The sequence below is a fragment of the Clostridium sp. UBA7339 genome, from assembly GCF_002470865.1.
Classification (GTDB): Bacteria; Bacillota; Clostridia; order Clostridiales; family Clostridiaceae; genus Clostridium_J; species Clostridium_J sulfidigenes.
Window position 1 is genome coordinate 512596 of the sequence record NZ_DKPI01000014.1, and the last position, 22967, is coordinate 535562.

Sequence of the window (22967 nt, forward strand, 5' to 3'; positions counted from 1 at the left end):
TATTACAATTTTATTAACAAAATCATTTATCTAGAATTATTAGATAAAATTTAAACTATGTAAATAGATATATATAACTATAATCCTATATAAATATTTATATAGGAAACTATTCATATATAAAACTAGTTAAATAGTTAAATAGTTGTTGTCATAGTGCGGGTTTGCGAGATTCATGAATATTCAATATAGATACTAGCGTATTACAAAATAAAAAAGGTGCCCATGCACCTTTTTTATTATTCTTCTACAAATTCTATAATATCTTTACCAAGCTTACTAACTCTTGCTAGTGAATATACTTCATAACCTTTATCTTCAAGATTTTTACGACCTGGTTGGAAGGATTTTTCTATGACTATTCCAATTCCTGCAACCTTTGCTCCAGCTTCTTCTACCAATCTTATAGCACCTTGTGCTGCTTCTCCATAGGCTAAGAAATCATCTATTATAAGTATATTATCCTCTGGTGATATAAATTTCTTTGATAAAGTTAACTCATAATCTACAGCTTTAGTAAAAGAATGTACTGTAGTTTGATATACATCTCCACTTAAAATCTTAGATGTTTGTTTCTTTAGTGTTACCATTGGTAATTCCATTTGAAGTGCGGTCATAACTGTAGGAGCTATCCCTGAACTTTCAATGGTAAAGATTTTAGTTATTCCATGGTTTTCAAAATGTTCTTTAAAGGTCGTTCCTATTTCCTGCATTAATTTAGCATCTACTCCATGGTTTAAGAAAGAATCTACCTTTAATACAGATTCATTTAACGCATGTCCATCTTTTAATATGCGATTTTTTAAAGTTTCCATTATGCCACCTCACTTTTTTCTACTTTTATTTTCTCTACTTTATCTTCTTTTAATACTAAATTTAATATTAAAGCAGTTATAGTTCCTGTAGATATTCCTGATGAGAAAATCATCTTTAATCCTTCTGGTAATTGTGCTATAACATCTGGCCTAAAGGTAACTCCAAGACCTAAAGCTATAGATGTAGCTATTATAAGTAGATTTCTTTCAGTAAGTCTTACTCTACTTAAAGTCTTTATTCCTGCTGCTGCAACAGTTCCAAACATTACTATTCCAACTCCACCAAGAACTGGTTGTGGTATTCCACTTATTAGACCTGCTAGTTTAGGTAAGAAACCTAAAATCACCATAATTATTCCTGCCATAACTGCAACGTGTTTGCTTGCTACCTTTGTTAATGCTATTAATCCTACATTTTGGCTAAAGGTAGTATTGGGGAAAGAACCTACTACTCCACCTAACATACTTCCTATACCATCTGCCAATACACCAGCACCCACACGTTTTTCATCCATGTGTATCTGAGAAGTTTCTCCAATAGCCTTAAGACATCCAACAGTTTCTATAGTAGTTACAAAATATGCTGGAATAAATGCAATTACAGCTTTTATATCAAAGGTTACTCCATATTCAAATATTTTAGGGAAGGAAATCCAACTAGCTTCTTTAATAGCTGTAAAACTCACTAAATCTAAGGGGATACAAATTATATATCCCGCAACCATCCCAATTAAAATAGATGCACTACTAACCATACCTTTTCCATATCTATTTAAAATCAAGGTAAAAATTAAAACAAACATGGCTATTGATAAATTCTTAATACTACCATAATCTGCAGCTCCAACTCCACCTGCAGCCCAATCAATAGATACTGGTAATAATGTAAGTCCAATCAAACATACCACTGTTCCCGTAACTATTGGCGGAAATAATTTCATAAGAGGTTTAATAAAGTAACTTAAAATAATTTCAAAGAATGCTCCTAAAATAGTAGCTCCAATTATTCCTGGAAGTCCAAGTACTGTTCCTACTGAAATAGCTGGTGAAACGAAGGTAAAGTCTGTACCCATGATACAAGCAACCCTTGAACCTATAACTCCGAAACCTCTAGCTTGAATTATAGTAGCAATACCAGAAGCTAAAATTGTTGCACTTATTAATGTTGTAGTTATTTTTGCATCAAATCCTAATGCACTTGCTATTACTAGAGGCACTACTACTATCCCTCCAAAAGCTGCAAATATATGCTGTAAACCAAATAATATCTTTTTAACTAAAGTTGGGTTATCATCAACACCATAAGTTAATTCAATATCATTAGTTAATAGTTCTTCATTATTCATAAGTTCATCTCCTTTTAGATGTTGTTTTAATTTTATCTAAGGGTTAGCTACTTCCTTAGATTTATTTAAATCAAAAAATAAAAGCACCTCAATAAAAATTGAGGTGCTGTGATTCATCACTATAATGATTATAGTTATAATAAAATACAACTCCCCGTAGTCTGCAAATTTATGGTTTGCAGGTAGAAACTTTCGGACCATATTACCGATTATATACGAGTCTTACCAATTGTATTGTCATTATAACACGAACATTTATATTTTACAACCAGCTATTGTTAGGATTTTTTGTAATAATAAATTTATTGTTACATTGATTGTTCTTTTATATTTTTCACTGATTTTCCTTTTCTTCCTTCAATTATATTTTGGAGATTTTCCCCTGCATTTTTAAATACTATTGATATTGTTAAAAATACAAGAAGAACAATTCCAAGGATTAAGAAATCTTTTCCGACTATTCCATAATTAATTGTATTGGCTGAAATAACTTCTCTTAATAATTCTACACTATAAGTAAATGGCATATATGGATTAATCACTTTAAAGAATTTAGGTACTATCTCTAGTGGGAATGTACCTGCACAAGCTGTTAGCTGAAGTATTAATAATACTATTCCTAAAAGTCTTCCTGCATCTCCAAATAGGGATATTAAACATTGAATTATTGCTATAAATACCAATGATAAGAATACTATGGATACAAAATACATAACTGTACTTGTTGGGGTTAATCCTAGCCCCATTACAACTGCACTTACAAGTAATGCTTGTAATAAACCTATAAATCCAAAGGATAAGTATTTACCTATAACTTTATCAAACTTGGATAAATTAGCATCATCATCAGTTTTAGCTGAGATAACGAAGAACATCATTATTGCACCTATCCATAAAGATAGTGATATAAAGTATGGTGCAAAACCTGTTCCATAGTTAGGTACTTTATTTATTGGTTCATTTTTCATATTTATTGGAGCTGATACAAAGTCACCCATTTCCTCAGAAGAATTTTTAAGTCCGGATTTCATCTCTCCTGCACCATCTTTTAAAGCAGTTGCAAGCTCATTTGATCCTTTATATAACTTATCTACCCCATCTTCTAATTGTGGTACTTTTCCTGTTAACTCTGACACTCCATCATTTAACTTGTTTTGTCCATCAACTAGAGCATTAGAACCATCTACTAGTTGATTTGAACCATTATATAAAGCTTGTATTCCACCACTTAAAGTTGGAATATTGCTTCTTAGCTGTCCAAGACCACCATAGATTTCACTAGATCCATTATATAAAGCTTGTATTCCACCACTTAAGGCTGGAATATTGTTTTTTAATTCTCCAAGACCTGAATTTAAAGCATCCATATTGTCTGATACTGATTTTAATCCATACCCAAAAGAATCTTTAGTATTTTCGTTAAGTCCAGCTTCTAAGGAATTTAAGCCTCCACTTATTTTGTTTACTGCTACACCAATGTCACTCACACTATCTGTTAAAGCTACTGTACCTGTTGCAAATCCATTAACCTTACCAGTGTACTCATTTACAGAACCATTAAACTCTCCTAAGTTATCCCCAAATTTCTTAGTTCCTGCTTGTAATTCTTGTATCTGCTTTGGTGTTTCACTAGTTGCTTCGTTTAAAGCTTGTATATTTACAAGTGCAGCTTGAATATTGGGATCTTTTGCTACTTCAGGATTTGAATTAACTGCTGTTATAATATCTTCAGATATATCCTTCATTTTTTCTGAAGATTTATTAACGCCACTTATAAGCTTATCAACTCCACCTTTAACTGATTCTTGATATCCCTTATTTATGGCTGTTGATGATGCTGCTACATCATCACTAGCAGTTTTTAATTTTTCTCCACCTTCTTTTAATTTTTTTACACTACTTTCTCCATCTTTTAATTTACCATTTAACTTATTAGCTCCATCTTTAAGTAAATTTACATTTGGATAAATTCTTGTATTAAATGCACTATAAAGGCTTTTACTTCCTCCTGTTAATGCACCTGAACCATCATATAGCTTATTTACTCCTGGACTTAAATTTGAAACCTTACTATTTGCTTCTGATAGTCCATTTTTCAATTCCTGTGAACCATTATATAGCTTTTCTACACCTGGACCTAAAGTTGGCACCTTGCCATTCACTTCTGATAAGCCATTATTTATTGACTTTATTCCCGAGTTAAGAGCACCTTGTCCATTTTTTAATTGTGCTGAACCATCTCCAAGCTGATTAGCACCTTCCGCTAGCATAGGTACCTTTTCATTTAGTTCACCAATTCCATTATAAAGTTTTTCACTTCCATCAGTTGCCTTTATAAATCCATCTTTTGCTTCATATAACTTATCAAAAGCAACAGTGACATAGTTGTTTGAAATTGTTCCTACAATTTCTTCTTTTAGTAATTTTTCAACCTGTGAATTGATTTGAGCTGCTAAAAAGTTTTTCTTTTCGTTACAAACAAATTGTAAATCTGCTACCTGAGGCTTACCTTCTTTTGCAGCCACAACACTTTTTGAAAAGTCTTTAGGAATTACAAATTTAGCATAATACCCTTGTTTTTCTAAACCTTCATTGGCTTTTTCATTGCTAGTAAAATCCCAGCCAACCTCTTCATTTCCCTTTAGGTTTTCTACAATGTCTTCACCGTAGTTTACCTCTTTTCCATCAAGTAAGGCACCACCATCCTCATTAACTACAGCTATGGTCATGTCTTGAATTCGCGCATAAGGATCCCAAAATGCATCTAAGTACAACAATGAGTATAGTAATGGTACTATAATAATTGCAATAACCGATACTCTTATGAATCTGTTCTTAAAAATGCTTTTTATATCCTTACCGGCAATTTTTAAAAAGTTCACACTATCACCTTCTTTAATTTTTTATACTTTACAGTCAATATTATATATATACTATTTTTGCACTGACTAGTCAATATTATTAAAGAATATTTTTACTGTTATCCTTTTCAAAAACATTAAAAAAGAGCTTTCTAACTTGCTATTCTCCTAGTTAGAAAACTCTTCTATTAAAATTGTATATTATTTTTTATTTATATTTCATATCTCATATCTCAAGATAACCTTATGTCATAGTTAATGTAATCCATAAATTTTTCTACTACTTCATCATGATTATAATTATCATTATTTATAATTTCATAGAGTGCAGATGAAAATAATACCCCTATAAAGCAGTAACTTAATATATCTGAATCTTCGCCAGAAATATTTCTACTCTTTGTAATTCCTTCTAAAAATTTAGAATTCATATTAATTAAGTTCATTACCTGCTCTCTTATTTCTTCATGACGTTCCTTTTGTCCCCATACCTGACTCATTATTACTCTAAATAAATCCTTATTAATATACACATATTTTAACTGAACCCTAGCAGATTCCTTCAATCTTTCTATAGGGTCACTTATTTCTTTTATGGATTCTTCAACTTCACTGTTTATTAAATCAATTCCTGTCTGTACGACAAAATAAAATAATTCCTCTTTACTTTTAAAGTGATAATATAAAGTTCCCTTTGCAACTCCAGCTTCGCTTGCTACTTCATCCATAGTGGCACTCTCGTAACCATTGCTTGAAAATACTTTTATCGCGGCCTCAAAAATAATTTTTCTAGTCTTATTCATAATATACGCTTCTATTCATCATGATATGAAGCAACACAACTCCTTATAATTTATATTTTATCTTTTAGTGATATAAACATTATTATATCATAATATTTATATACTACTAAATAATAAACTAAAATAAAATTTCTAATAATGATTTTAGGAGTCACATTAATTGTATATGTCCGAAAATTCTATATTACATTTTTCTACCTTTGAACTTATCATTTCACTTTTATGAGGCACATGGTCTTTTTCACCCTCCTCCATTTCTACAATCCTTATTGGAAGATAAAATGTAAATTTAGTACCTTCCCCAACCTTACTTGTCACATTAATGTTACCACCATGCATTTCGATTAAGGATTTAACCAGTGATAATCCAATTCCACTACCTTCATATCTTCTTTCTGAGATATCATCCACTTGAATAAATCTATTAAATACTAAATCTACCTTTTCATTTTCTATTCCTTCTCCATTATCCATAACTGATATAAAGACTTTTCCGTCTTCGATACCTAAATATACTTCAATTCTTCCATTTACCTTTGTATACTTAATTGCATTGGATAATAAATTAAGCATTATTCTCTCAATTTTGTCTGGATCACAAGCAATTATTTCTTCTTCAATTTCTGTATCAAATATTAACTCAATTCCTTTATTTTCCACATACTGAGCTACAGAAATAGTAATATCCTCTACCACATTAACAATATTATGATTTTCAAGTTGTAATTTATAATATCCTGCATCTATCTTAGTTATATCTATTAGATTATTAACAAGCCTTAATAATCTATAAGAATTTTGTTTAATAGAATTCATGTATCTTTTTAAAGCCACGCCTTTGTCAGCACTAATACGCTCTTTTTCTATATTACTATTTATAAGTTGCATAGTTGTAAGAATAATATTTAAAGGAGTTTTAAATTCATGAGATATATTTGAGAAAAACTCACCTTTAATTTTCTCTAATTTTATTGCCTCCTCATAATTTTTTCTTTGCTCTTCTAACTGATGCTGCTCTGTTACATCCTTACCTGTACATATAGATATTCCTCTACTTTTTAAATATCTACTATTCCATTGAATCCACTTTGAATCTCCACTTTTGCACATAAGTCTAATCTTAAAACTCATTATCTTTTCTTCTGTTTTTAATTTTTTTATAAATTCATTCTTTAATTCTAAATCCTCTGGGTGAATTATATCTGTCCACTTCATCTTTAAAAGTTCCTCTTTGCTCCATCCTAAAGTCTTTTCCCACCCTGAATTTAACTTTCTATGTTTATCATTATCACCAATTATAACCATTAAATCAATGGCTGTATCTAAAAATAATTGTAATTCACTTTCTGTTTCCATACGTTTTTTAAGTTCTAATTTAATCTCTTTAGATAAACTATGATTTTTTATTATTACCGCAATTTGATTACATAAGATTCTTATGAACTTTTCATTACTTGATTTTGCATCATCCATTTTACTATATAAAAAATTTACAGCTCCTATAATCTTATTGTTGTATTCTAGCTTATAAACTCCAACAAATTTTACACCCTTTTTTTCTAATATATCTTTATTAGGATAGTTTTTTCTATCACATAAGAGTTTTATTCCCTCTGCTCCTTCTTCTTTAAAAAATCCCTCCAACTCTTCATAAGTTATTGGAAGTTCTATATTATCAATATCTCTTTCATTATACTTTCCTAGATAACATTTACAATTAAGTTTATCTTCCTTATCGTCATAAGTCCATATATTTATATCATCCACACCCAATTTTTGGATAATATCTTCTTTAAAATTATCAAATCTTCCACTACTTTCATTATAACCATTGCTTACTACTTCATTTAAAGCATAAAATTGCTTATGGCTATCCAACAATTCTGATTCTATCTTCTTGTTAAAAGTTATATCCCTTGAAACACCAATTATATACTTTACGTCTCCATATTGGTCTAATATTGGAGCCTTATAAGTTTCAAGCCAAATATCACCTTCTGAGTTATGAATCACTCTTTCATATAGTATTGGTCTTTTGTCAACAATTACTTCATGATCTGTTTCACTTGAATAATCACATTGGTCTTCATCACAAAAGTTCCAGTCATAAGCTCCTATAACCCTCTCCTTATCAACATCCAAGTTTTTTACATATTGAGTATTTGCATATATATATTTGCCCTCAACATCCTTCATCCACATGCTATAGGGTAGATTGTCTACAAGTATTTCTAAATCTTTTTTACTATATATTCCTTTTTCTTTTAACGTAACAAAAAAAGCTGACTCTCCGTACCACATCCCTTTGTTAACATTTACATCACAGTGAATTTTGCCTAACCCTTGTAAAGAAAGCGTATACTCTATAACTCTATTAGTATACATTTCAAAATTACATATAAGTTCCCTTAGTATATCCCTATCTTGTTGTAAAGCTATGTCTCTATAAGATTTTTGTAAGTCTTTTTCATTTAATTCAAACCGTTCTATTAACTTAGAGTTTGCAAATAGAACTTTTTCTTTACTATCAACTATTAATATCATATCATCCAGACTATTAAAAACCTGTTCCATAAACTTCCATCTCCCTTATTATATCTTTCTTCACTGCACTGAAATTATTATAAAAGTTAATTTTTATAGCTTTTTCATATATGTATATTTATTTATATTATATCTCCATATTTCTCTACAAGTGTATATTCACACTACCAATTATACATTTTAAAGTAATATATTACAATATATAGTAACAAATTAATGACATGAATTATTATATATTGGATTATTTTGTAGTATTTTATCTTTTAAATTACTTATTTCCTTATAAATTAGAGAAAACAAGAGTAATTTATATCTATTTTACTCTAATCAGATTATATGGCACTTTTAAACAATACCATTTAAGTCAGTACTAGTGTATCATGTAATTAAGACACTATAACTGATAAAATGAGGTGATGAAATGGAGTTAGAATTAAACTCAAAGGAACCTATATATATTCAGATAAAAAATTACATGAAAATGAAAATTGTTTCTGGAGAACTTAAAAAGGGGGAGAGATTATTGTCTGTTAGGGATTATGCCAGTGAACTCAAAGTTAACCCAAACACTATATTAAGAGTTTATTCTGAGCTTGAAAATGAAGGATTAATAAATACTCAAAGGGGTATCGGAAAATTTTTAACAGAGGATGAAACTATAATAGATAATCTAAGAAAAGAATATTCTAAAGAATTACTAAGGGATTTTATCCACAAAAGTAAAACCTTAGGGTTTTCTAAAGAAGAAATTTTAGAACTAATTATGAATATGTATGAGGAGGAATAATCTTGAAGAATGACGCAACTACCATAGTAACTAAAGATGAACTTTTAAATAATGTTGATTTAAACACATTAAGTGATAATGTACTAGAAATAACTACTCTATCCAAAAATTTTGGAGCCAAGCATATTTTAAATGAGATAAGTTTTAACTTGAAAAAAGGAAAAGTTCTTGGAATCCTTGGACCAAACGGTCAAGGAAAAACAACCTTGTTAAATGTTATATCTGGACTCTTTAAACCCACTCTAGGAACTGTAACTATTAACGGCATGTCAGTTGGAAGGGAAACTAAACAGTTTGTTTCATACCTACAGGAAAAAGATTATCTATTTAAGTGGATGAAGGTAAATGATGCTCTTAAGTTTTATAAAGATTTCTTTTATGATTTTAATGAATCTAAAGCTTTAAGCTTATTAAAATTTATGAATATCCAAACAGATGCAAAACTTAAATCATTATCTAAAGGAATGTTAGAAAAGGTTGCTCTTAGCCTAACCTTAAGTAGAAATTGTAACTTATATATCCTTGATGAACCTATTTCTGGAGTTGATATTATAAGTAGAGATAAGATAATTAATGCAATTATAGATAATTTAGATAGTAATGCTTCAATGATAATTACAACTCATTATGTAGGAGAACTTGAGCAGATTTTTGATGAAGTAATATTTTTAGGTGATGGCTCAATAATTGAAAAAGGTGATGCAGAGGAGTTACGTATAAAGTATGGTACGTCTATAGACAAAATATATAGAAAGGTATTTGCAGAATAGGTGAATATTATGGAAAATAAAATAATTAAAAATAAATCAATTAAAATGAAAAACATTTTTAGTATAGCTAAATATTCTTTTAGAACCTTGAGAATTATGTATTTAATAGAAGCTATTATCCTAGTTTTAGCTCTTGGGTCAAGTTCATTTTTGTCTAAGTTCACTCAAGGATTAGATCTAATACCAGCTGTTTCAATTCTTATCGCTACGAATTTTATAGCTCATATCATAATATTTTCTATGCAATTATCAAAGGAATATGGGCGACTTTTATTTTTAGCTCCTATATCTGGTATAGATTTTATTCTAGGTAATCTTTTAGAATTAATTTTTATAAATCTTTTTATTACTACAATTGTAGCTTTAGGTGCTATGGTTAACTCTGGCAATTTTCCATCCATAGTTCTTAATATTTCATTATCTATGTCCTTAGGTACTATTATAAGTTATTTAATTATAACTGCATTAATCGCAATACTAGGTTCCTATATTAGAAGTACTGCTTTATGTGTATTAGCCGTAATAGGTGCTAGTATTGTTGGAAATATTATTTACTCCTTTATAGCTAATTTAATATTATACTTTTTACCTTATATGTATATGACCATAGGTAAATATGGAGCTATTGAATTAGATATATTTGCAATAATTATAGCTATATTAGCCCTAATTATACTTCAAATAGTTGCTGCCAATAGAATAGACAAAAAACTAGATATAATTTAATTAATTTATTAAAATAGAGGTGTTTTTTATGAAGAAGAAACTTTTTATTATAATTCCTACTCTAATCCTTACGACTACTCTTCTTGTGGGTTGTAATGTAGAGTTTGGTGTGAAATCTCGACCTAAGAATAGTAATTCAGTGAATTTTAATAATGATAAATTATTTGGAAATCTAGGTACAGACTTTCTAGATAATTTAGATGATATTAGTAATAACTTTGATAACTTTGATGATAATGGAAATTTGACCACCTATGATGAAGACATATCCAAAACCATTCCTATGAAAAATATAGAAGATATAGATATTGAAATCCATGCTTCTAATGTAAATATTAACTCTGTTGACAGTTCAGATTTCACTATAACTTGCAGGGGATCTAGTTCCTTTGTAGATAAAACCACAATTGATGTTATAGGAAATACCCTCAACATTAAAGAACATGGTTTAAATTCTTCTATAAACTTAGGATTTTTTAATAAATCTACATCTAGAGAAATTACTATTAATATTCCTAAAGATTTTAATAAGGATTTAGAATTACATGGTGGTGCTGGTAACATTTCTATTAATGGAATAAATATTAATAAATTAAAGGTTGAAGGTGGTGCTGGAAATCTTACCTTGAAAGATATAGTTTTTCAAGATCTAAAGCTTGAACAAGGAGTTGGAAATACAACCATAGATCTTTCTAGCAAATGTGGTGATATAGATATTGATGGTGGTGTAGGTAATCTTTCAATTATCTTTGCTGAAGTTGGAGGAGACTTAACTTATGATGGTGGTGTAGGTAAAACTGTTATATCTATTCCAAATAACTCTCCTGTAAAGCTAGATACTTCTACTGGTATAGGTAGCATAGATATAAATGCCAAAACTTCTGGTGAAGATATATACACCTTTGATCTAAATGTAGGAGTAGGTAATCTGATTGTAAACTAACTAATTTATCATAAAATAACTTAGTGTGAAAAAATATTGAGCAAGTACTTATATTATTAAGGCTAAAGCGCTTCGTAATATTAAAGTACATGCTCAATATTTTATATAAGATTATTTATATATTTTTATAAAAGTCCTTTGTATTATATTGTAGACAGCATTTATTCTAAGTATATAGATTTATAAAATAATTCTACATACCTATAACAGTAAGGCCTACTGCAATTATCACTCCTGAGTATAATAAATCTATTATACAGTATCCCATAATATCCTTTGCTCCTAGACCTGCTATTCCAAGTGCTGGCAAAGCCCAGAATGGTTGAATCATATTTGTCCACGCATCTCCCCAAGCAATTGACATTGCTGTTTTAGCTGTGCTTACTCCAAGTTCTGCTCCAGCTGGCATCATGATAGGCGCTTGTACAGCCCATTGTCCACCACCAGATGGTACAAAGAAATTAACTAATCCTGCACTTAAAAATGAGAACATTGGGAATGTAACTTTATTTGAAATAGTTACAAACACATTTGACATTAACACAGCTAAAGATATCCCCTCTGCATTTGCTCCTGTCATCATTCCCATTATACCTGCATAAAATGGAAACTGAAGTAATATAGGACCAGCTCCTTTAGCGCCATCCATTAGAGCATTTATAAATCGCTTAGGAGTTCCATGTAGCAAAATACCTAAAAATAAAAATATAAAGTTTACTATGTTAAGGTTTAAATTAAATCCTGAAGTAATAAAATAATATATTATATAGGTAAATCCCATTATTGAAATTAACCAAGTAACTATCTTACTATTTTCTAACTTATCAGCTGGAGTCATATTTTCTTTTGGCATCTCTACAAGCACTTCTTCATCCTCTAATAATCCTTTATCTATAACTACAACACTGCCCTTATCTGGGTGCATAGCTCTATTTATAAGTGGTAGAGTTACTACTAAAACGCCTACTATAACTAGATTAAATATTGAAAATATAGTCTCACTAGTTGGTACTCCCGCAGCACTTACTGCTCCTGCTGTAGCTTTAACTAAAGATTCTCCACCAGTAGCAAGAGTTAATGGAATTGATGCTGATAGTCCAGCATGCCATAATAAGAAACCTGAATAAGCTGAAGCTATTAGAAGTCTATAGTCAACACCATCTACTTCCTTTGCAAGTTCTTTTGCAAATATTGCTCCTATAACTAATCCAAATCCCCAGTTTAATATACATGCTATTGAAGATACAAAAGTAACTAATAAGATTGCTTGGGTTGGTGTTTTGGGGATTCTAGCTAGTTTCTTTGTAATTTTTTTAAATGCTGGTGCACTAGCTAAGGTATGACCAAAAACAAGAACCAATGCCATTTGCATTGCAAATGCTAATAAACTCCAAAATCCATTTGTCCAATGAATAATCATAGATAATGGAGATTGTCCTGTGAATAAAACACCTGAAATAAAGATTATGAAAGTTAAAATGATACAAAATAAAAATGGATCTGGTAGGTAATTTTGAACTAATTTAACACAACCATTTGTAAATTTTTTAAACATTTTCTTTCCCCCTTAATAAATATATGGATTTCTTTATATCAGCAAATAGTTATATTTTTTATGTAGCTATTTGTTGCTATCAATTATATTGCTTTCATTTGAATAGTTAAATTTTTAACTATATTGGTTGTACCATATTTTTATACATGAAGATTATTCTACTTCAACACATGTATACTCAATTCATGTTTAGTATACCATATTTTCAATATTTTTTAAATATACATATTACTTTTTTTAGATTTTATTACTTAATAATACATATATAATACTTTTTTCATACATTTTAATCTATGGTTCTTTATTTTATTAGTACATGGAGTGAGTACATTCTATTACTATATTTTTCAATAGAATCACTTAAATTTATTAGTAAATCGAAAAATTAAATATCCATTAAATTCATTAAATATTATTTTGTAATTTGAGTAAACTATATAGAAAATAGAATTAAATTTTACTTTTATTTTTTATAATGAGTTCTAATATATTACACTAAAGTTCATTTGAAATAATTTTATGGGAGGAGATTTTTATGAATAAAATAGGTGATGAAGTTAAAGAAGGTATGAATAAAGTTACTAGTGAAGTTAAGGATATGTATACTGAAGTTAAAATTCAGTATGGTGAAAAAAAGGAAGATATTAAAGAATTTATTTCAAATAAGAAATTTGTTCACGACCTTAAAAATCAAATGAAAGATGAAGTTAGAGAAGAAGGTCAATTAGCTAAAAACCTGTATAATAAAGCTATGGTTGGAGGAAAAACAATAGCTAAAGAATTAAAAAATGATGTGAAAAATCAAATGAAAAACTAATAAACATGAAAATTAATTTAGGTCTATATTGATATAACTACTTTATATATCAATATAGACCTAAAAATTTCTATTAATTATTTTTTTACTTCTTGAAGAATTTCTTCTATTTCACTAATACATCCTCCACAAACAGTTCCTGCTCCTGTAGCTTCCATTATATCATCTACTGTCTTAGCACCATCTTCAATGGCTTTCTTTATAGTATTATAGTCTACATCTTGACAAGTACATATAATTCTATTTTCTGACATTTATTCTTCCTCCTTAATATAGACATATATGATTAACATAATTAATCATATATAATGTAATTATTCTATAATAGTATTACTATAAATTACATTTCAATACACTATATTTTTAGATTTTAGATTTACAGCTAATGAAATTGTTTGTAACATTAAAATATATTATTTATTTGATTCAATTAAACTCTCAATAACACATTTACATTTTCCACATGCTGTTCCTGCCCCTGTAGTTACACCTACTTTTTCTACAGTAGTATCTCCATTTTGTATTGCTTTTACCACCTCTTCAGTAGAAACATTTCTACATGTGCATACATCGCCTAATATTTTTTCAATTCTTTCAATACATCCTCCACAAACATCTCCTGCTCCTGTAGCAGCTTGAATATCTTCTACTGATCTAGCCCCTTGAGCCATAGCCTCTCTTACTTGAGCATAAGTAACCCCATTACATAAACATACGATTTGTTCTAGTGACATTTCATATTCCTCCTTAAATCTCTTATTTATATATTTCCATTATAACCTAATAGTTTTTATTAATCAATATTTATTATTATATATTTACTATTCGTGTTCCATGGTTGATATACCCACACTTCTATTCTTTGTTATTTTAAATAATATATTCAGTATAGAATATATTTGCGTCTGCCGGAAATTTAAAGAGTTTTTCCTTTCTATTCATTGACAACCTTTCTCAACTATGATAAAGTATGGATTGTTGAAATATAATAGTATATGAATGATATTGGTTTCAAAGGAAGATGGATGAAATTTCCACACAGTACCGCTACTGTAATTAGGGAGTATTAATTATTTATACCACTGAACTTTTGTTTGGGAAGGTTAATTAATATAATGATCTATAAGTCAGGATACTTACCAATATTAAAGATATCGATACTCTTCGAGTAAAGAGTGATATTCGCCATGACAACTATGCTTTTGTCTATGGTTTTATCAAGAGTATCCTTATATTCATACAAATTATAATATTTAACTGATTATAATTATAATGTTAAAGGAGAATTACAATGAAACATTTTAAAAAAATTACTTCACTTCTATTGAGCGTATTACTTATCCTTAGTCTAGTAGGTTGTAGTAATAGCAAATCTGATAAAAACACTTCTACTGAGAAATCTAATCCACCTCAAAATGAAATTAAAGATTCTCATTATCCAGTAACAATTGAAACTTATAACTTCAAAAAAGAACCTATAAAACTAACTTTTGATAAAGCGCCAGAAAAAGTTTTTGCTGTATATCAAAACTCTATAGAAACCCTTCTTGCTTTAGGTCTTGAAGATAAAATAGTGGCTGCTGCTGGTCTCGACCATCCTGTAAAGGAAGAATATAAAGCTGCTTTTGAAAAAATTAATTATTTAAAGGAATTTACTCCTTCAAAAGAAACTGTGGTTATGTCTGAACCAGACTTCATTGTTGGTTGGTATTCACTTTTTAAGGATAAAAATCTTGGTGATGTATCTTATTGGAATGATAATGGCACTAATACATATATATCTTTAAATAGTGGTATCGCTATAGAAAAAACTATTGATAATGAAATTACTGACATTTTAAACTTAGGAAAAATTTTCAATGTTGAAGATAAAGCACAAGCTCTAGTGAATAAAATTACTGAGTCCGTTGAAAATACTGCTAATTCAGTTAAAAATAAAGATAAACAAAATACTTTAGTTGTAGAATTCTTTGATGATAAAATCAGTACTTATGGAGCTAATACTTTAGCTGGTGATATGATAACAAAACTTGGAGCTAATTTATTAAATCCCGAAGGAAACAGTATTGGCAAAGAAGATTTAATAACTCTTAACCCTGATTGTATATTTGTAGTTTATATGGATAGAGGCGATGAAAACATTCCTCAACAAGAAGTAGATAAAATTTTAAAAGATGAATCTCTTCAAACACTTTCAGCTATTAAAAATAAAAAAGTATATCCTATATCTTTAGGAGAAATGTATTCTAGTGGCATCAGAACTATAGATGGAATAAATACTTTCTCTGAAGGTTTATATGGAACTTTAGGTAAGTAGTAATTATGATGATTAAAAATAAAAATTTATACGGAACTAGATATTCTAATATTTTTAAGAGAATGCCTATTTATATAGGTACTTCTCTTGTTCTTTTAATAATACTTATTCTTTCAATAGGACTAGCTGTTACTATTGGCTCAGTAAATATATCCATGAAAGAAGTATATGGGATTATTCTTTATAAACTTTTTAATATAGGTGAGCTCTCTACAAGTGCTGCTAAAACAGATGTTATATGGTTGATTAGAATGCCTAGAACAGTTTTAGCTATAGCCGTTGGAATGGGATTATCCGTAATTGGAATTGTAATGCAAGCCATTGTTAAAAACCCGTTAGCCGACCCCTATATTTTAGGAATATCTTCTGGAGCATCCCTTGGGGCTACTTTAGCAATTCTACTCGGCATTGGCGCAAGTTTAGGTAGCAGTTATATTGGAATAATGGGATTTATAGGCGCTTTTTCTATCTCAATGCTAGTTTTAATGCTTTCTAATATAGGTGGAAGAACGAATTCTGTAAAATTACTTCTTTCCGGAATGGCTCTCAGCTCTGTATGTAGTGCATTTTCAAGCTTTATAGTTTATATTACCAATGATTCTCAAGGAATGAAAAATATTAGCTTTTGGCTTATGGGTAGTTTGGCTGGTGCTAATTGGAATGAAATTTCTTTTATACTTCCTATTATTTTTATAGGAACATTATTCTTTATGACCCAATATAGAACTCTAAACCTAATGCTTTTAGGTGATGAAGTATCTGTTACTTTAGGTACTGATTTACATAAATTTAGAATCATTTATTTAATTATTACTTCTTTAATGATTGGTGTAATAGTATATTCCTCAGGTATGATTGGATTTATTGGACTTATAATCCCCCATATAGTTAGAATACTATTTGGTACAGATCATAAAAAAATAATTCCTATAGGCGCTATACTAGGTGCAATATTTCTAATTTGGGCAGATGTACTATCTAGAATTATAATAAAAGGCACCGAGGTTCCAATTGGTATATTAATTTCTATGATAGGTGCACCTTGCTTTGTATGGCTTATGATAAAAAAATCCTATGGATTTGGAGGTAGCAATTAATGCATATTTCAACAGAGAATATAAAAGTTAAAATTGGCGATACTGATATTCTAAAGGGTATTAATATTAATGCTAATAATAAAGAATTCATAGGAATTATTGGACCAAATGGTAGTGGTAAGTCTACCTTATTAAAGTGTATCTATAGAAACTTAAAACCCAATAGTGGCATAATAAAATTAGATGATATTGACTTAAGTAAAATTACAGTAAGAGAAAGCTCTAAAAAATTAGCTGTTCTTTCTCAACATAATAATTATAATTTTGATTTTTCTGTAAAAGATATATTACTCATGGGTAGGTCTCCACATAAAAAATTTTTAGATAGAGATACAAAAGAGGACTACGATATAATTTATGATGCCTTAGATAAAGTAGGAATGGTAAATTTTATAAATAGAAGCTTTTTAACTCTTTCCGGTGGTGAACAACAACGTATTATTCTTGCTAGAGCATTAGCACAACAAACTGAATGTTTGATCTTGGATGAGCCAACTAATCATTTAGATATAAAATATCAAATTCAGCTTATGAGTATTGTAAAAAATCTTAACATAGAAGTAGTGGCTGCAATTCATGATTTAAATATTGCAGCAATGTATTGTGACAAACTTTACGTTTTAAAAGAAGGTATAATCGTTGCTTATGGTACACCTAAAGAAATTCTTACTTCTAAGTTAATTAAAGATGTTTATGGAGTTGATTCAGTGATTATAGAAAATCCTACAACTACTTTATTAAATATTTGTTATAACCCTATGTAACAATAAAGGGTATCTCCAAAACTTGAGATACCCTTTATTTTATCCATAATTTATTTCATTATCATGGTTTAATAAATATTTCTATTTACTTACTTTGAAGTGATTAATTAATTGTGATAAATCATGACAAGATTGTGATAATTCTTCAGAGTGTTGTGCTATACTTCCAAATACAACGCTTTGTTCATCTATAGAAGCACTAACTTCTTCAACGGTAGATGCATTCTGTTGTGCATTATTTGAAATGTCTTCTACTCCACCTAAGATATTTCCACTATAGTTATTAATATCTTCTGTTCTATGACTTGTTTCTCTTATTAATTCAACTATTTCTTGTAACTCATCATTAATAGAATTAAAAGATTGTTCTGTACTTAATACAGCACTTGCAGTTTCTTTGTTTATATCATTAGCATAAAGTATTGCACTTTTCACATTATTAGTTTCTTTATTTATATTAGTTAAAGATTCCTTAATCTTATTTGTTGCATCACTAGATTGCTCTGCTAATTTTCTAACTTCTTCTGCTACCACAGCAAATCCTTTTCCAGCATCTCCAGCTCTGGCTGCTTCTATACTTGCATTAAGGGCTAGTAAGTTAGTTTGATCAGATATATTAGTTATCATATCGATAACCTTATCTATTTCTTGTAGCTTGTAAACTAATCCCTGGAATATGTCATTTACCTTATTAAGTTCAGTAGTGTTTTCATTAATTTTTATATTTAAATTACTTACATTTTCTAAGCCTAATTCCGATGCTGCTGTAGAAGAATTGGATAGTTCATTCATTTTATTGATAATATTATTAATATCTTCAATGGATTCATTAAGTTTTTCTACCTTGTCTACTATGCCTACAATAGTCTCTGCTTGATTTGAGGTATCTCTAGCTATTTCTGCAACTGCAGCATTTATCTCTTCTGTTGAAGCTGTAGTTTCTTCTGATATAGCACTTAGATTTTCACTAGCACTATTGATTTGATATATAGATTTTTGTACATTAGATACTATATTATTAATATCCTTAACCATGCTATTAAAGTTATTAGTTACTTGTCCAATTTCATCCTTCAATTTAGATTTTATATCTACTGTTAAATCACCTTCTGCTACTAACTTTGCTTCCTTGGATAACTTAACTAAAGGATTAGATATTCTTTTTATAAGTATAAACAATATTATAGCTAATACTAGCATCACTACAAAAGTTATAGCCATAGTAAAATTATTAATTTCAATTATACTAGCTTGCATATCTTTCTCACTATATACAGCTCCTACTTTCCAATTGAAGTTTGGTATAGTATAGTAATATACTTCTAAATCTTCCTTACCTTCATTAAATTTATAAGAACCTGATTCTGATTTGAAAATCTCACCAAACATAGGTTGCTCTTTTAGGTTTTCATTAATTAATTTTGGATGGTATAGTGCAACTCCTTCATTGCTAACTAAAAATGCATAACCTTTGTATCCTACATTATGCTCTTTAACATTGTTTAAAGAGTTTTCTAGAGATAAGTCAACAGCTAATACTCCCTTTACTTTTCCATTTTCAACTATAGCTTTTGCTGCTGTAATTACTGGAACATTATTGTCGGCATCAATATATGGTTCTGTCCATATTACATCTTCTGGGCTTCCTGATGCCTCTATATACCATTCTCTTTGGGTTACATCATAGTCTGCTGGCACTTCCCATGTAGGTTCTGCAAGCATACTTTTATCTTGAAATCCTACATATATGCTTAATATCTGTGAGTTAGATTCAGTATAATTCTTAAATAATGATGATACCTCTTCTAAAGCTACAGAATCCTTAAGCACTTCCTTATTAAAAGCACTTTCTTCTCCAATTAATTTTAAATCTTTTTCATACTGTAATAGCTCCTTTTCAAAGGACTTTCCTAATTCCGCTACTACTGTAGTTCCTCTTTCACTTGTATCTTCTTTAAGATTTTGTTTCATTATTATAGTAGTTGTTAATTGAGTTGTTAACATTCCAACTAACACTATGCCTACTATAAACACAGTCATTTTAGTTCCTAAACGCTTAAACTTAAACATAATTCTCCCCCTATAATTAATTCCAGTCTTACATATAAGTCATTGCTTACTCAACACATGCAATTTTACTTTTTATATATTATTTTTTCTACAAGCATATATTTCATATCCATCTCCTTTCTTGGTCTAATTTTAAACTTCTTCAATATTCTATAATATATAACTATATTAAAATTAAATAGTAATCTTATTAATAAAAATATATAATTTATTTGTTTATTAAAGGTTACACAATTATAATCGTATCAACAGAATTATAATAAACACTTTAGTAAAAAAAACATCCTATGTATACGCAAAAAAACTATTAATATGTAGAATATTAACAGTTTTTGTGATATATTAATTATTTTTCCCAAATTTCTTCTATAAGTTTATTTACTTCTTTGTTAGCCTCTTCTATAGCTTCTCTTCTTTCTTCTTCAGTAAAACCTGTTCCATCCACCAATAGTTCCTCAAATTTCTTAATTCCTATATACTTCATTATATCTCTTACATAATCAAGTCCTTTATTAAAAATAGACCTTAACATCCATGGAATAGGTGCCCCTGATGATTGGATATATACCATAGCCCTTGGTTTGTCATTTAATAGTCCTTCCATTTTGTTTTCTGATATTTTTATAGTTTTTCCATCCATAACTATACAATCAATATATTCCTTTAATGGAGCTGGAAAGGAAAGACTCCACATTGGTGCTGCTATTACATATAAGTCAGCTTCTTTGAATTGCTCCACAAGTTTTACAATTTTATGAACTTCTTCTTGTTGTTTTTCATTCAACTTACTAAAATCTTCTTCCTTAATCATACAATTTCTTTTTTCAAAGTATTCATACTCAAGTCTAGGTATGTGACACTGATAAAGGTCTAATTCTTCTAGTATAAACTCCTTATGCTTTTCTAAAAATTTATTTACAAATGCTCTACCTACTGTTTTACTAGCAGATAACTCTTCCGGTTTAGAGTTTACAGTTATATACAATAACTTTTTCATAAATTTCACCTCTATAATTATTAATAATGCTATTCTTTGCTTTAAAGCTTAAAATATTCATAACTATTTAGGAGAATATAAAAAAATACAAGGATACTTCAAATATACTTTGAAATATCCCTGTAAACTACATTTTTGATAAGTCAGAAGATGGACCAAACATTTCATAATTTATATAATCCTCTGACACTCCCATTGCCTTTAAGGCATCATATATCATTTTCATAAATCCTAAAGGTCCACAGAAATAAAATTCTTCATCCTTTGATAGATTTTTTTCAATCCATTCCTTAGTTAAATATCCTTCAAATTGATAATCTTCTCCAAGTTTATCATTGTCTAATGGCTTACTATAGAAAAATTCTACGTCTACATTATCATATTTTTTAGCTAAATCCCTTAGCTCATTTTTAAAAGTATGAACATTTGAATTTATAACTGCTTGAATAAATTTTACCTTTCGTCCTTCTTCTATAGCCTTATAAAGCATAGACATCATAGGCGTTATTCCAATTCCACCACTTATAAGCACTAAGGGTTTACTGTTATCCTTTAATATAAATTCACCTAATGGTTCTGTTATTTCTACTTCATCATTTACATTTATATTGTCATGAAGATATCTGGAAATTAATCCTTTATCTTCTCTCTTAACACTTATTCTATAAAAATCTTCTCCTGGCTTCATAGACAAGGAATATTGTCTAACCTCACTAGATTTATCCCCTTCAGTTATTGGTTTTATAGAAATAAATTGTCCAGCCTTATGTGTTTTTAAAACTTTTTTATCTATAGAAGTTAAATAAAAAGATGTAACTACATCATTTTCTTTCACCTTATTAAGTACTTTAAATTTACTAAATAAATTACTTTCCTTCAATTCTTCAAACATCTCTGATCCCACGCCACAGACTGGACAAACAAAATCACTTGGTAATTTTTCACCTTCATATATGTATCCACATACTTTGCAAATAAATTTTTTCATGTTAAATTCCTCCATATATACCCTATATTATAACTGTAATCTTCCTTATAGCTATATACTTATAGTATTACTAACTTACAAATTAGTCAATAATAGCTATTATTAAACAATAATTTCAACATCGCATTCCTTTGCAATATTATTATATAAATCCAATACTTTATCGGCCTTATAAAAACATGGAAATTTTTTATTATAGTTACCCCATATAGTAAATGGGTATTTTGTGAAATATATAGTACAGAATAGAACTTCTCTAGTACTTAATCTAGTTATAAATGGTATGATGTCTTTTGTTAACCTAAAATAAATTGTGTCTCCATGTAAAGTGTCCTTAATACTTTCCATTATTTCTTTATCTTTTTCTTCCAATAACCCTATTAGTCTTTCTTTATCTTCTTTTTCTAAAGTAGAAAAATATAAATCTACAAAGGAATTATCCTCACCATTTAATATTATAACTTCCTCCATAAATTTAATTATATTTTCTTCAGCTTCCTCTAAAGTTTTACTTTCTAACATTGCACTCTTATAATTATTAAATCCTTCATTAATATTGTTAAATCTTATATTAACTATTTCTTTGAATTTATTCTCACTTACTGGATATAATAAATTGTTCATCTTAATCCCCTTCTATAATATGAGTTTTACTAACAAATAAAGATTATGTAAATATATCTAAAATATATTTATAATAATATGATTATTATATAAGTACTAATTTATAATAGTTCTAATATACTTTATATAAACTCTAAACTTAA

At 28.9% G+C, this 22967-nt stretch carries 20 protein-coding genes and 2 riboswitches; of the genes, 8 read left to right on the top strand and 12 right to left on the bottom strand.

Annotated elements, in window-relative coordinates; all coding sequences use genetic code 11:
* Window positions 1-239: 239 nt before the first annotated feature.
* From B2S02_RS16700 to B2S02_RS16720, 5 genes are all read right to left on the bottom strand, one after another.
* Window positions 240-815: a xanthine phosphoribosyltransferase gene (locus tag B2S02_RS16700; RefSeq protein WP_035132017.1), complete on the bottom strand. Its 576-nt coding sequence runs from the start codon at window positions 813-815 to the stop codon at window positions 240-242.
* Complete coding sequence (locus tag B2S02_RS16705) at window positions 815-2161, bottom strand: nucleobase:cation symporter-2 family protein (RefSeq protein WP_346847564.1); 1347 nt, start codon at window positions 2159-2161, stop codon at window positions 815-817. The genes B2S02_RS16700 and B2S02_RS16705 overlap by 1 nt, the downstream gene beginning before the upstream one ends.
* 137 nt (window positions 2162-2298) lie before the next feature.
* Window positions 2299-2400: riboswitch (purine riboswitch) on the bottom strand.
* A 69-nt stretch (window positions 2401-2469) separates the two neighbouring features.
* A complete protein-coding gene (locus tag B2S02_RS16710; RefSeq protein WP_346921044.1) occupies window positions 2470-5043 on the bottom strand; it encodes a YhgE/Pip domain-containing protein in 2574 nt (857 codons plus the stop codon).
* A 212-nt stretch (window positions 5044-5255) separates the two neighbouring features.
* Window positions 5256-5825 (bottom strand): TetR/AcrR family transcriptional regulator, encoded by a 570-nt coding sequence (locus B2S02_RS16715; protein ID WP_346847566.1) that lies wholly within the window; start codon window positions 5823-5825, stop codon window positions 5256-5258.
* 156 nt (window positions 5826-5981) lie between these two features.
* A complete protein-coding gene (locus B2S02_RS16720; RefSeq protein ID WP_346876599.1) occupies window positions 5982-8399 on the bottom strand; it encodes a PAS domain S-box protein in 2418 nt (805 codons plus the stop codon).
* A 391-nt stretch (window positions 8400-8790) separates the two neighbouring features.
* On the opposite strand from B2S02_RS16720, the gene B2S02_RS16725 reads away from it, so the two are divergent.
* From B2S02_RS16725 to B2S02_RS16740, 4 genes are read left to right on the top strand one after another with little or no spacing between them, the layout of a single operon-like run.
* On the top strand, window positions 8791-9156 hold the full coding sequence (locus B2S02_RS16725; protein WP_150841796.1) for a GntR family transcriptional regulator: 366 nt from the start codon (window positions 8791-8793) through the stop codon (window positions 9154-9156).
* Between the two features lie 2 nt (window positions 9157-9158).
* Entirely contained in the window at window positions 9159-9926 is a 768-nt protein-coding gene (locus tag B2S02_RS16730; protein ID WP_346878212.1) for an ABC transporter ATP-binding protein, read from the top strand.
* Window positions 9927-9935: 9 nt separating this feature from the next.
* Window positions 9936-10652, top strand: a complete 717-nt coding sequence (locus B2S02_RS16735; protein ID WP_346921045.1) for a hypothetical protein — start codon at window positions 9936-9938, stop codon at window positions 10650-10652.
* Between the two features lie 28 nt (window positions 10653-10680).
* The gene (locus B2S02_RS16740; protein ID WP_346878211.1) at window positions 10681-11595 is read left to right on the top strand and encodes a DUF4097 family beta strand repeat-containing protein; all 915 of its coding nucleotides are present in this window, start codon (window positions 10681-10683) and stop codon (window positions 11593-11595) included.
* Window positions 11596-11788: 193 nt separating this feature from the next.
* Here B2S02_RS16740 and B2S02_RS16745 read toward each other — a convergent pair whose 3' ends face one another.
* On the bottom strand, window positions 11789-13150 hold the full coding sequence (locus B2S02_RS16745) for a short-chain fatty acid transporter (protein WP_346876602.1): 1362 nt from the start codon (window positions 13148-13150) through the stop codon (window positions 11789-11791).
* Between the two features lie 535 nt (window positions 13151-13685).
* On the opposite strand from B2S02_RS16745, the gene B2S02_RS16750 reads away from it, so the two are divergent.
* Window positions 13686-13967, top strand: a complete 282-nt coding sequence (locus B2S02_RS16750; RefSeq protein WP_346847571.1) for a hypothetical protein — start codon at window positions 13686-13688, stop codon at window positions 13965-13967.
* A gap of 77 nt (window positions 13968-14044) precedes the next feature.
* On the opposite strand, the gene B2S02_RS16755 is transcribed toward B2S02_RS16750, so the two are convergent.
* Window positions 14045-14221, bottom strand: coding sequence for a (2Fe-2S)-binding protein (locus tag B2S02_RS16755; RefSeq protein ID WP_035132038.1), 177 nt, complete (start codon window positions 14219-14221; stop codon window positions 14045-14047).
* A gap of 159 nt (window positions 14222-14380) precedes the next feature.
* Window positions 14381-14701 carry a (2Fe-2S)-binding protein gene (locus B2S02_RS16760; protein WP_346847572.1) on the bottom strand — a complete coding sequence of 107 codons (321 nt, stop codon included), beginning with the start codon at window positions 14699-14701 and terminating at the stop codon, window positions 14381-14383.
* Between the two features lie 255 nt (window positions 14702-14956).
* Window positions 14957-15125: riboswitch (cobalamin riboswitch) on the top strand.
* 133 nt (window positions 15126-15258) lie between these two features.
* Between B2S02_RS16760 and B2S02_RS16765 the strand changes: the two genes are divergently transcribed.
* The 3 genes from B2S02_RS16765 to B2S02_RS16775 are packed head-to-tail and all read left to right on the top strand — an operon-like array spanning window position 15259 to window position 18145.
* Window positions 15259-16284, top strand: a complete 1026-nt coding sequence (locus tag B2S02_RS16765) for an ABC transporter substrate-binding protein (RefSeq protein WP_346847573.1) — start codon at window positions 15259-15261, stop codon at window positions 16282-16284.
* Window positions 16285-16292: 8 nt separating this feature from the next.
* On the top strand, window positions 16293-17381 hold the full coding sequence (locus tag B2S02_RS16770; protein WP_346876712.1) for an iron ABC transporter permease: 1089 nt from the start codon (window positions 16293-16295) through the stop codon (window positions 17379-17381).
* On the top strand, window positions 17381-18145 hold the full coding sequence (locus tag B2S02_RS16775; protein WP_035132043.1) for an ABC transporter ATP-binding protein: 765 nt from the start codon (window positions 17381-17383) through the stop codon (window positions 18143-18145). Before B2S02_RS16770 ends, B2S02_RS16775 begins: the two co-directional genes overlap by 1 nt.
* 81 nt (window positions 18146-18226) lie before the next feature.
* On the opposite strand, the gene B2S02_RS16780 is transcribed toward B2S02_RS16775, so the two are convergent.
* From B2S02_RS16780 to B2S02_RS16795, 4 genes are all read right to left on the bottom strand, one after another.
* Window positions 18227-20215: a methyl-accepting chemotaxis protein gene (locus tag B2S02_RS16780; RefSeq protein ID WP_346847575.1), complete on the bottom strand. Its 1989-nt coding sequence runs from the start codon at window positions 20213-20215 to the stop codon at window positions 18227-18229.
* A 346-nt stretch (window positions 20216-20561) separates the two neighbouring features.
* On the bottom strand, window positions 20562-21212 hold the full coding sequence (locus B2S02_RS16785; RefSeq protein WP_346921046.1) for an FMN-dependent NADH-azoreductase: 651 nt from the start codon (window positions 21210-21212) through the stop codon (window positions 20562-20564).
* 127 nt (window positions 21213-21339) lie between these two features.
* On the bottom strand, window positions 21340-22200 hold the full coding sequence (locus tag B2S02_RS16790; protein WP_346921047.1) for a rubredoxin-like domain-containing protein: 861 nt from the start codon (window positions 22198-22200) through the stop codon (window positions 21340-21342).
* A gap of 102 nt (window positions 22201-22302) precedes the next feature.
* A complete protein-coding gene (locus tag B2S02_RS16795; protein ID WP_346921048.1) occupies window positions 22303-22824 on the bottom strand; it encodes a hypothetical protein in 522 nt (173 codons plus the stop codon).
* Window positions 22825-22967: the final 143 nt, after the last annotated feature.

What these genes read in the sequence shown, in the direction of transcription:
- B2S02_RS16745 (WP_346876602.1), bottom strand. Translation starts at nt 13,150, where the DNA reads ATGTTTAAAAAATTTACAAATGGTTGTGTTAAATTAGTTCAAAATTAC.
- B2S02_RS16785 (WP_346921046.1), bottom strand. Translation starts at nt 21,212, where the DNA reads ATGAAAAAGTTATTGTATATAACTGTAAACTCTAAACCGGAAGAGTTA.
- B2S02_RS16790 (WP_346921047.1), bottom strand. Translation starts at nt 22,200, where the DNA reads ATGAAAAAATTTATTTGCAAAGTATGTGGATACATATATGAAGGTGAA.
- B2S02_RS16755 (WP_035132038.1), bottom strand. Translation starts at nt 14,221, where the DNA reads ATGTCAGAAAATAGAATTATATGTACTTGTCAAGATGTAGACTATAAT.
- B2S02_RS16750 (WP_346847571.1), top strand. Translation starts at nt 13,686, where the DNA reads ATGAATAAAATAGGTGATGAAGTTAAAGAAGGTATGAATAAAGTTACT.
- B2S02_RS16720 (WP_346876599.1), bottom strand. Translation starts at nt 8,399, where the DNA reads ATGGAACAGGTTTTTAATAGTCTGGATGATATGATATTAATAGTTGAT.
- B2S02_RS16725 (WP_150841796.1), top strand. Translation starts at nt 8,791, where the DNA reads ATGGAGTTAGAATTAAACTCAAAGGAACCTATATATATTCAGATAAAA.
- B2S02_RS16760 (WP_346847572.1), bottom strand. Translation starts at nt 14,701, where the DNA reads ATGTCACTAGAACAAATCGTATGTTTATGTAATGGGGTTACTTATGCT.
- B2S02_RS16740 (WP_346878211.1), top strand. Translation starts at nt 10,681, where the DNA reads ATGAAGAAGAAACTTTTTATTATAATTCCTACTCTAATCCTTACGACT.
- B2S02_RS16770 (WP_346876712.1), top strand. Translation starts at nt 16,293, where the DNA reads ATGATTAAAAATAAAAATTTATACGGAACTAGATATTCTAATATTTTT.
- B2S02_RS16765 (WP_346847573.1), top strand. Translation starts at nt 15,259, where the DNA reads ATGAAACATTTTAAAAAAATTACTTCACTTCTATTGAGCGTATTACTT.
- B2S02_RS16735 (WP_346921045.1), top strand. Translation starts at nt 9,936, where the DNA reads ATGGAAAATAAAATAATTAAAAATAAATCAATTAAAATGAAAAACATT.
- B2S02_RS16715 (WP_346847566.1), bottom strand. Translation starts at nt 5,825, where the DNA reads ATGAATAAGACTAGAAAAATTATTTTTGAGGCCGCGATAAAAGTATTT.
- B2S02_RS16700 (WP_035132017.1), bottom strand. Translation starts at nt 815, where the DNA reads ATGGAAACTTTAAAAAATCGCATATTAAAAGATGGACATGCGTTAAAT.
- B2S02_RS16775 (WP_035132043.1), top strand. Translation starts at nt 17,381, where the DNA reads ATGCATATTTCAACAGAGAATATAAAAGTTAAAATTGGCGATACTGAT.
- B2S02_RS16795 (WP_346921048.1), bottom strand. Translation starts at nt 22,824, where the DNA reads ATGAACAATTTATTATATCCAGTAAGTGAGAATAAATTCAAAGAAATA.
- B2S02_RS16780 (WP_346847575.1), bottom strand. Translation starts at nt 20,215, where the DNA reads ATGTTTAAGTTTAAGCGTTTAGGAACTAAAATGACTGTGTTTATAGTA.
- B2S02_RS16705 (WP_346847564.1), bottom strand. Translation starts at nt 2,161, where the DNA reads ATGAATAATGAAGAACTATTAACTAATGATATTGAATTAACTTATGGT.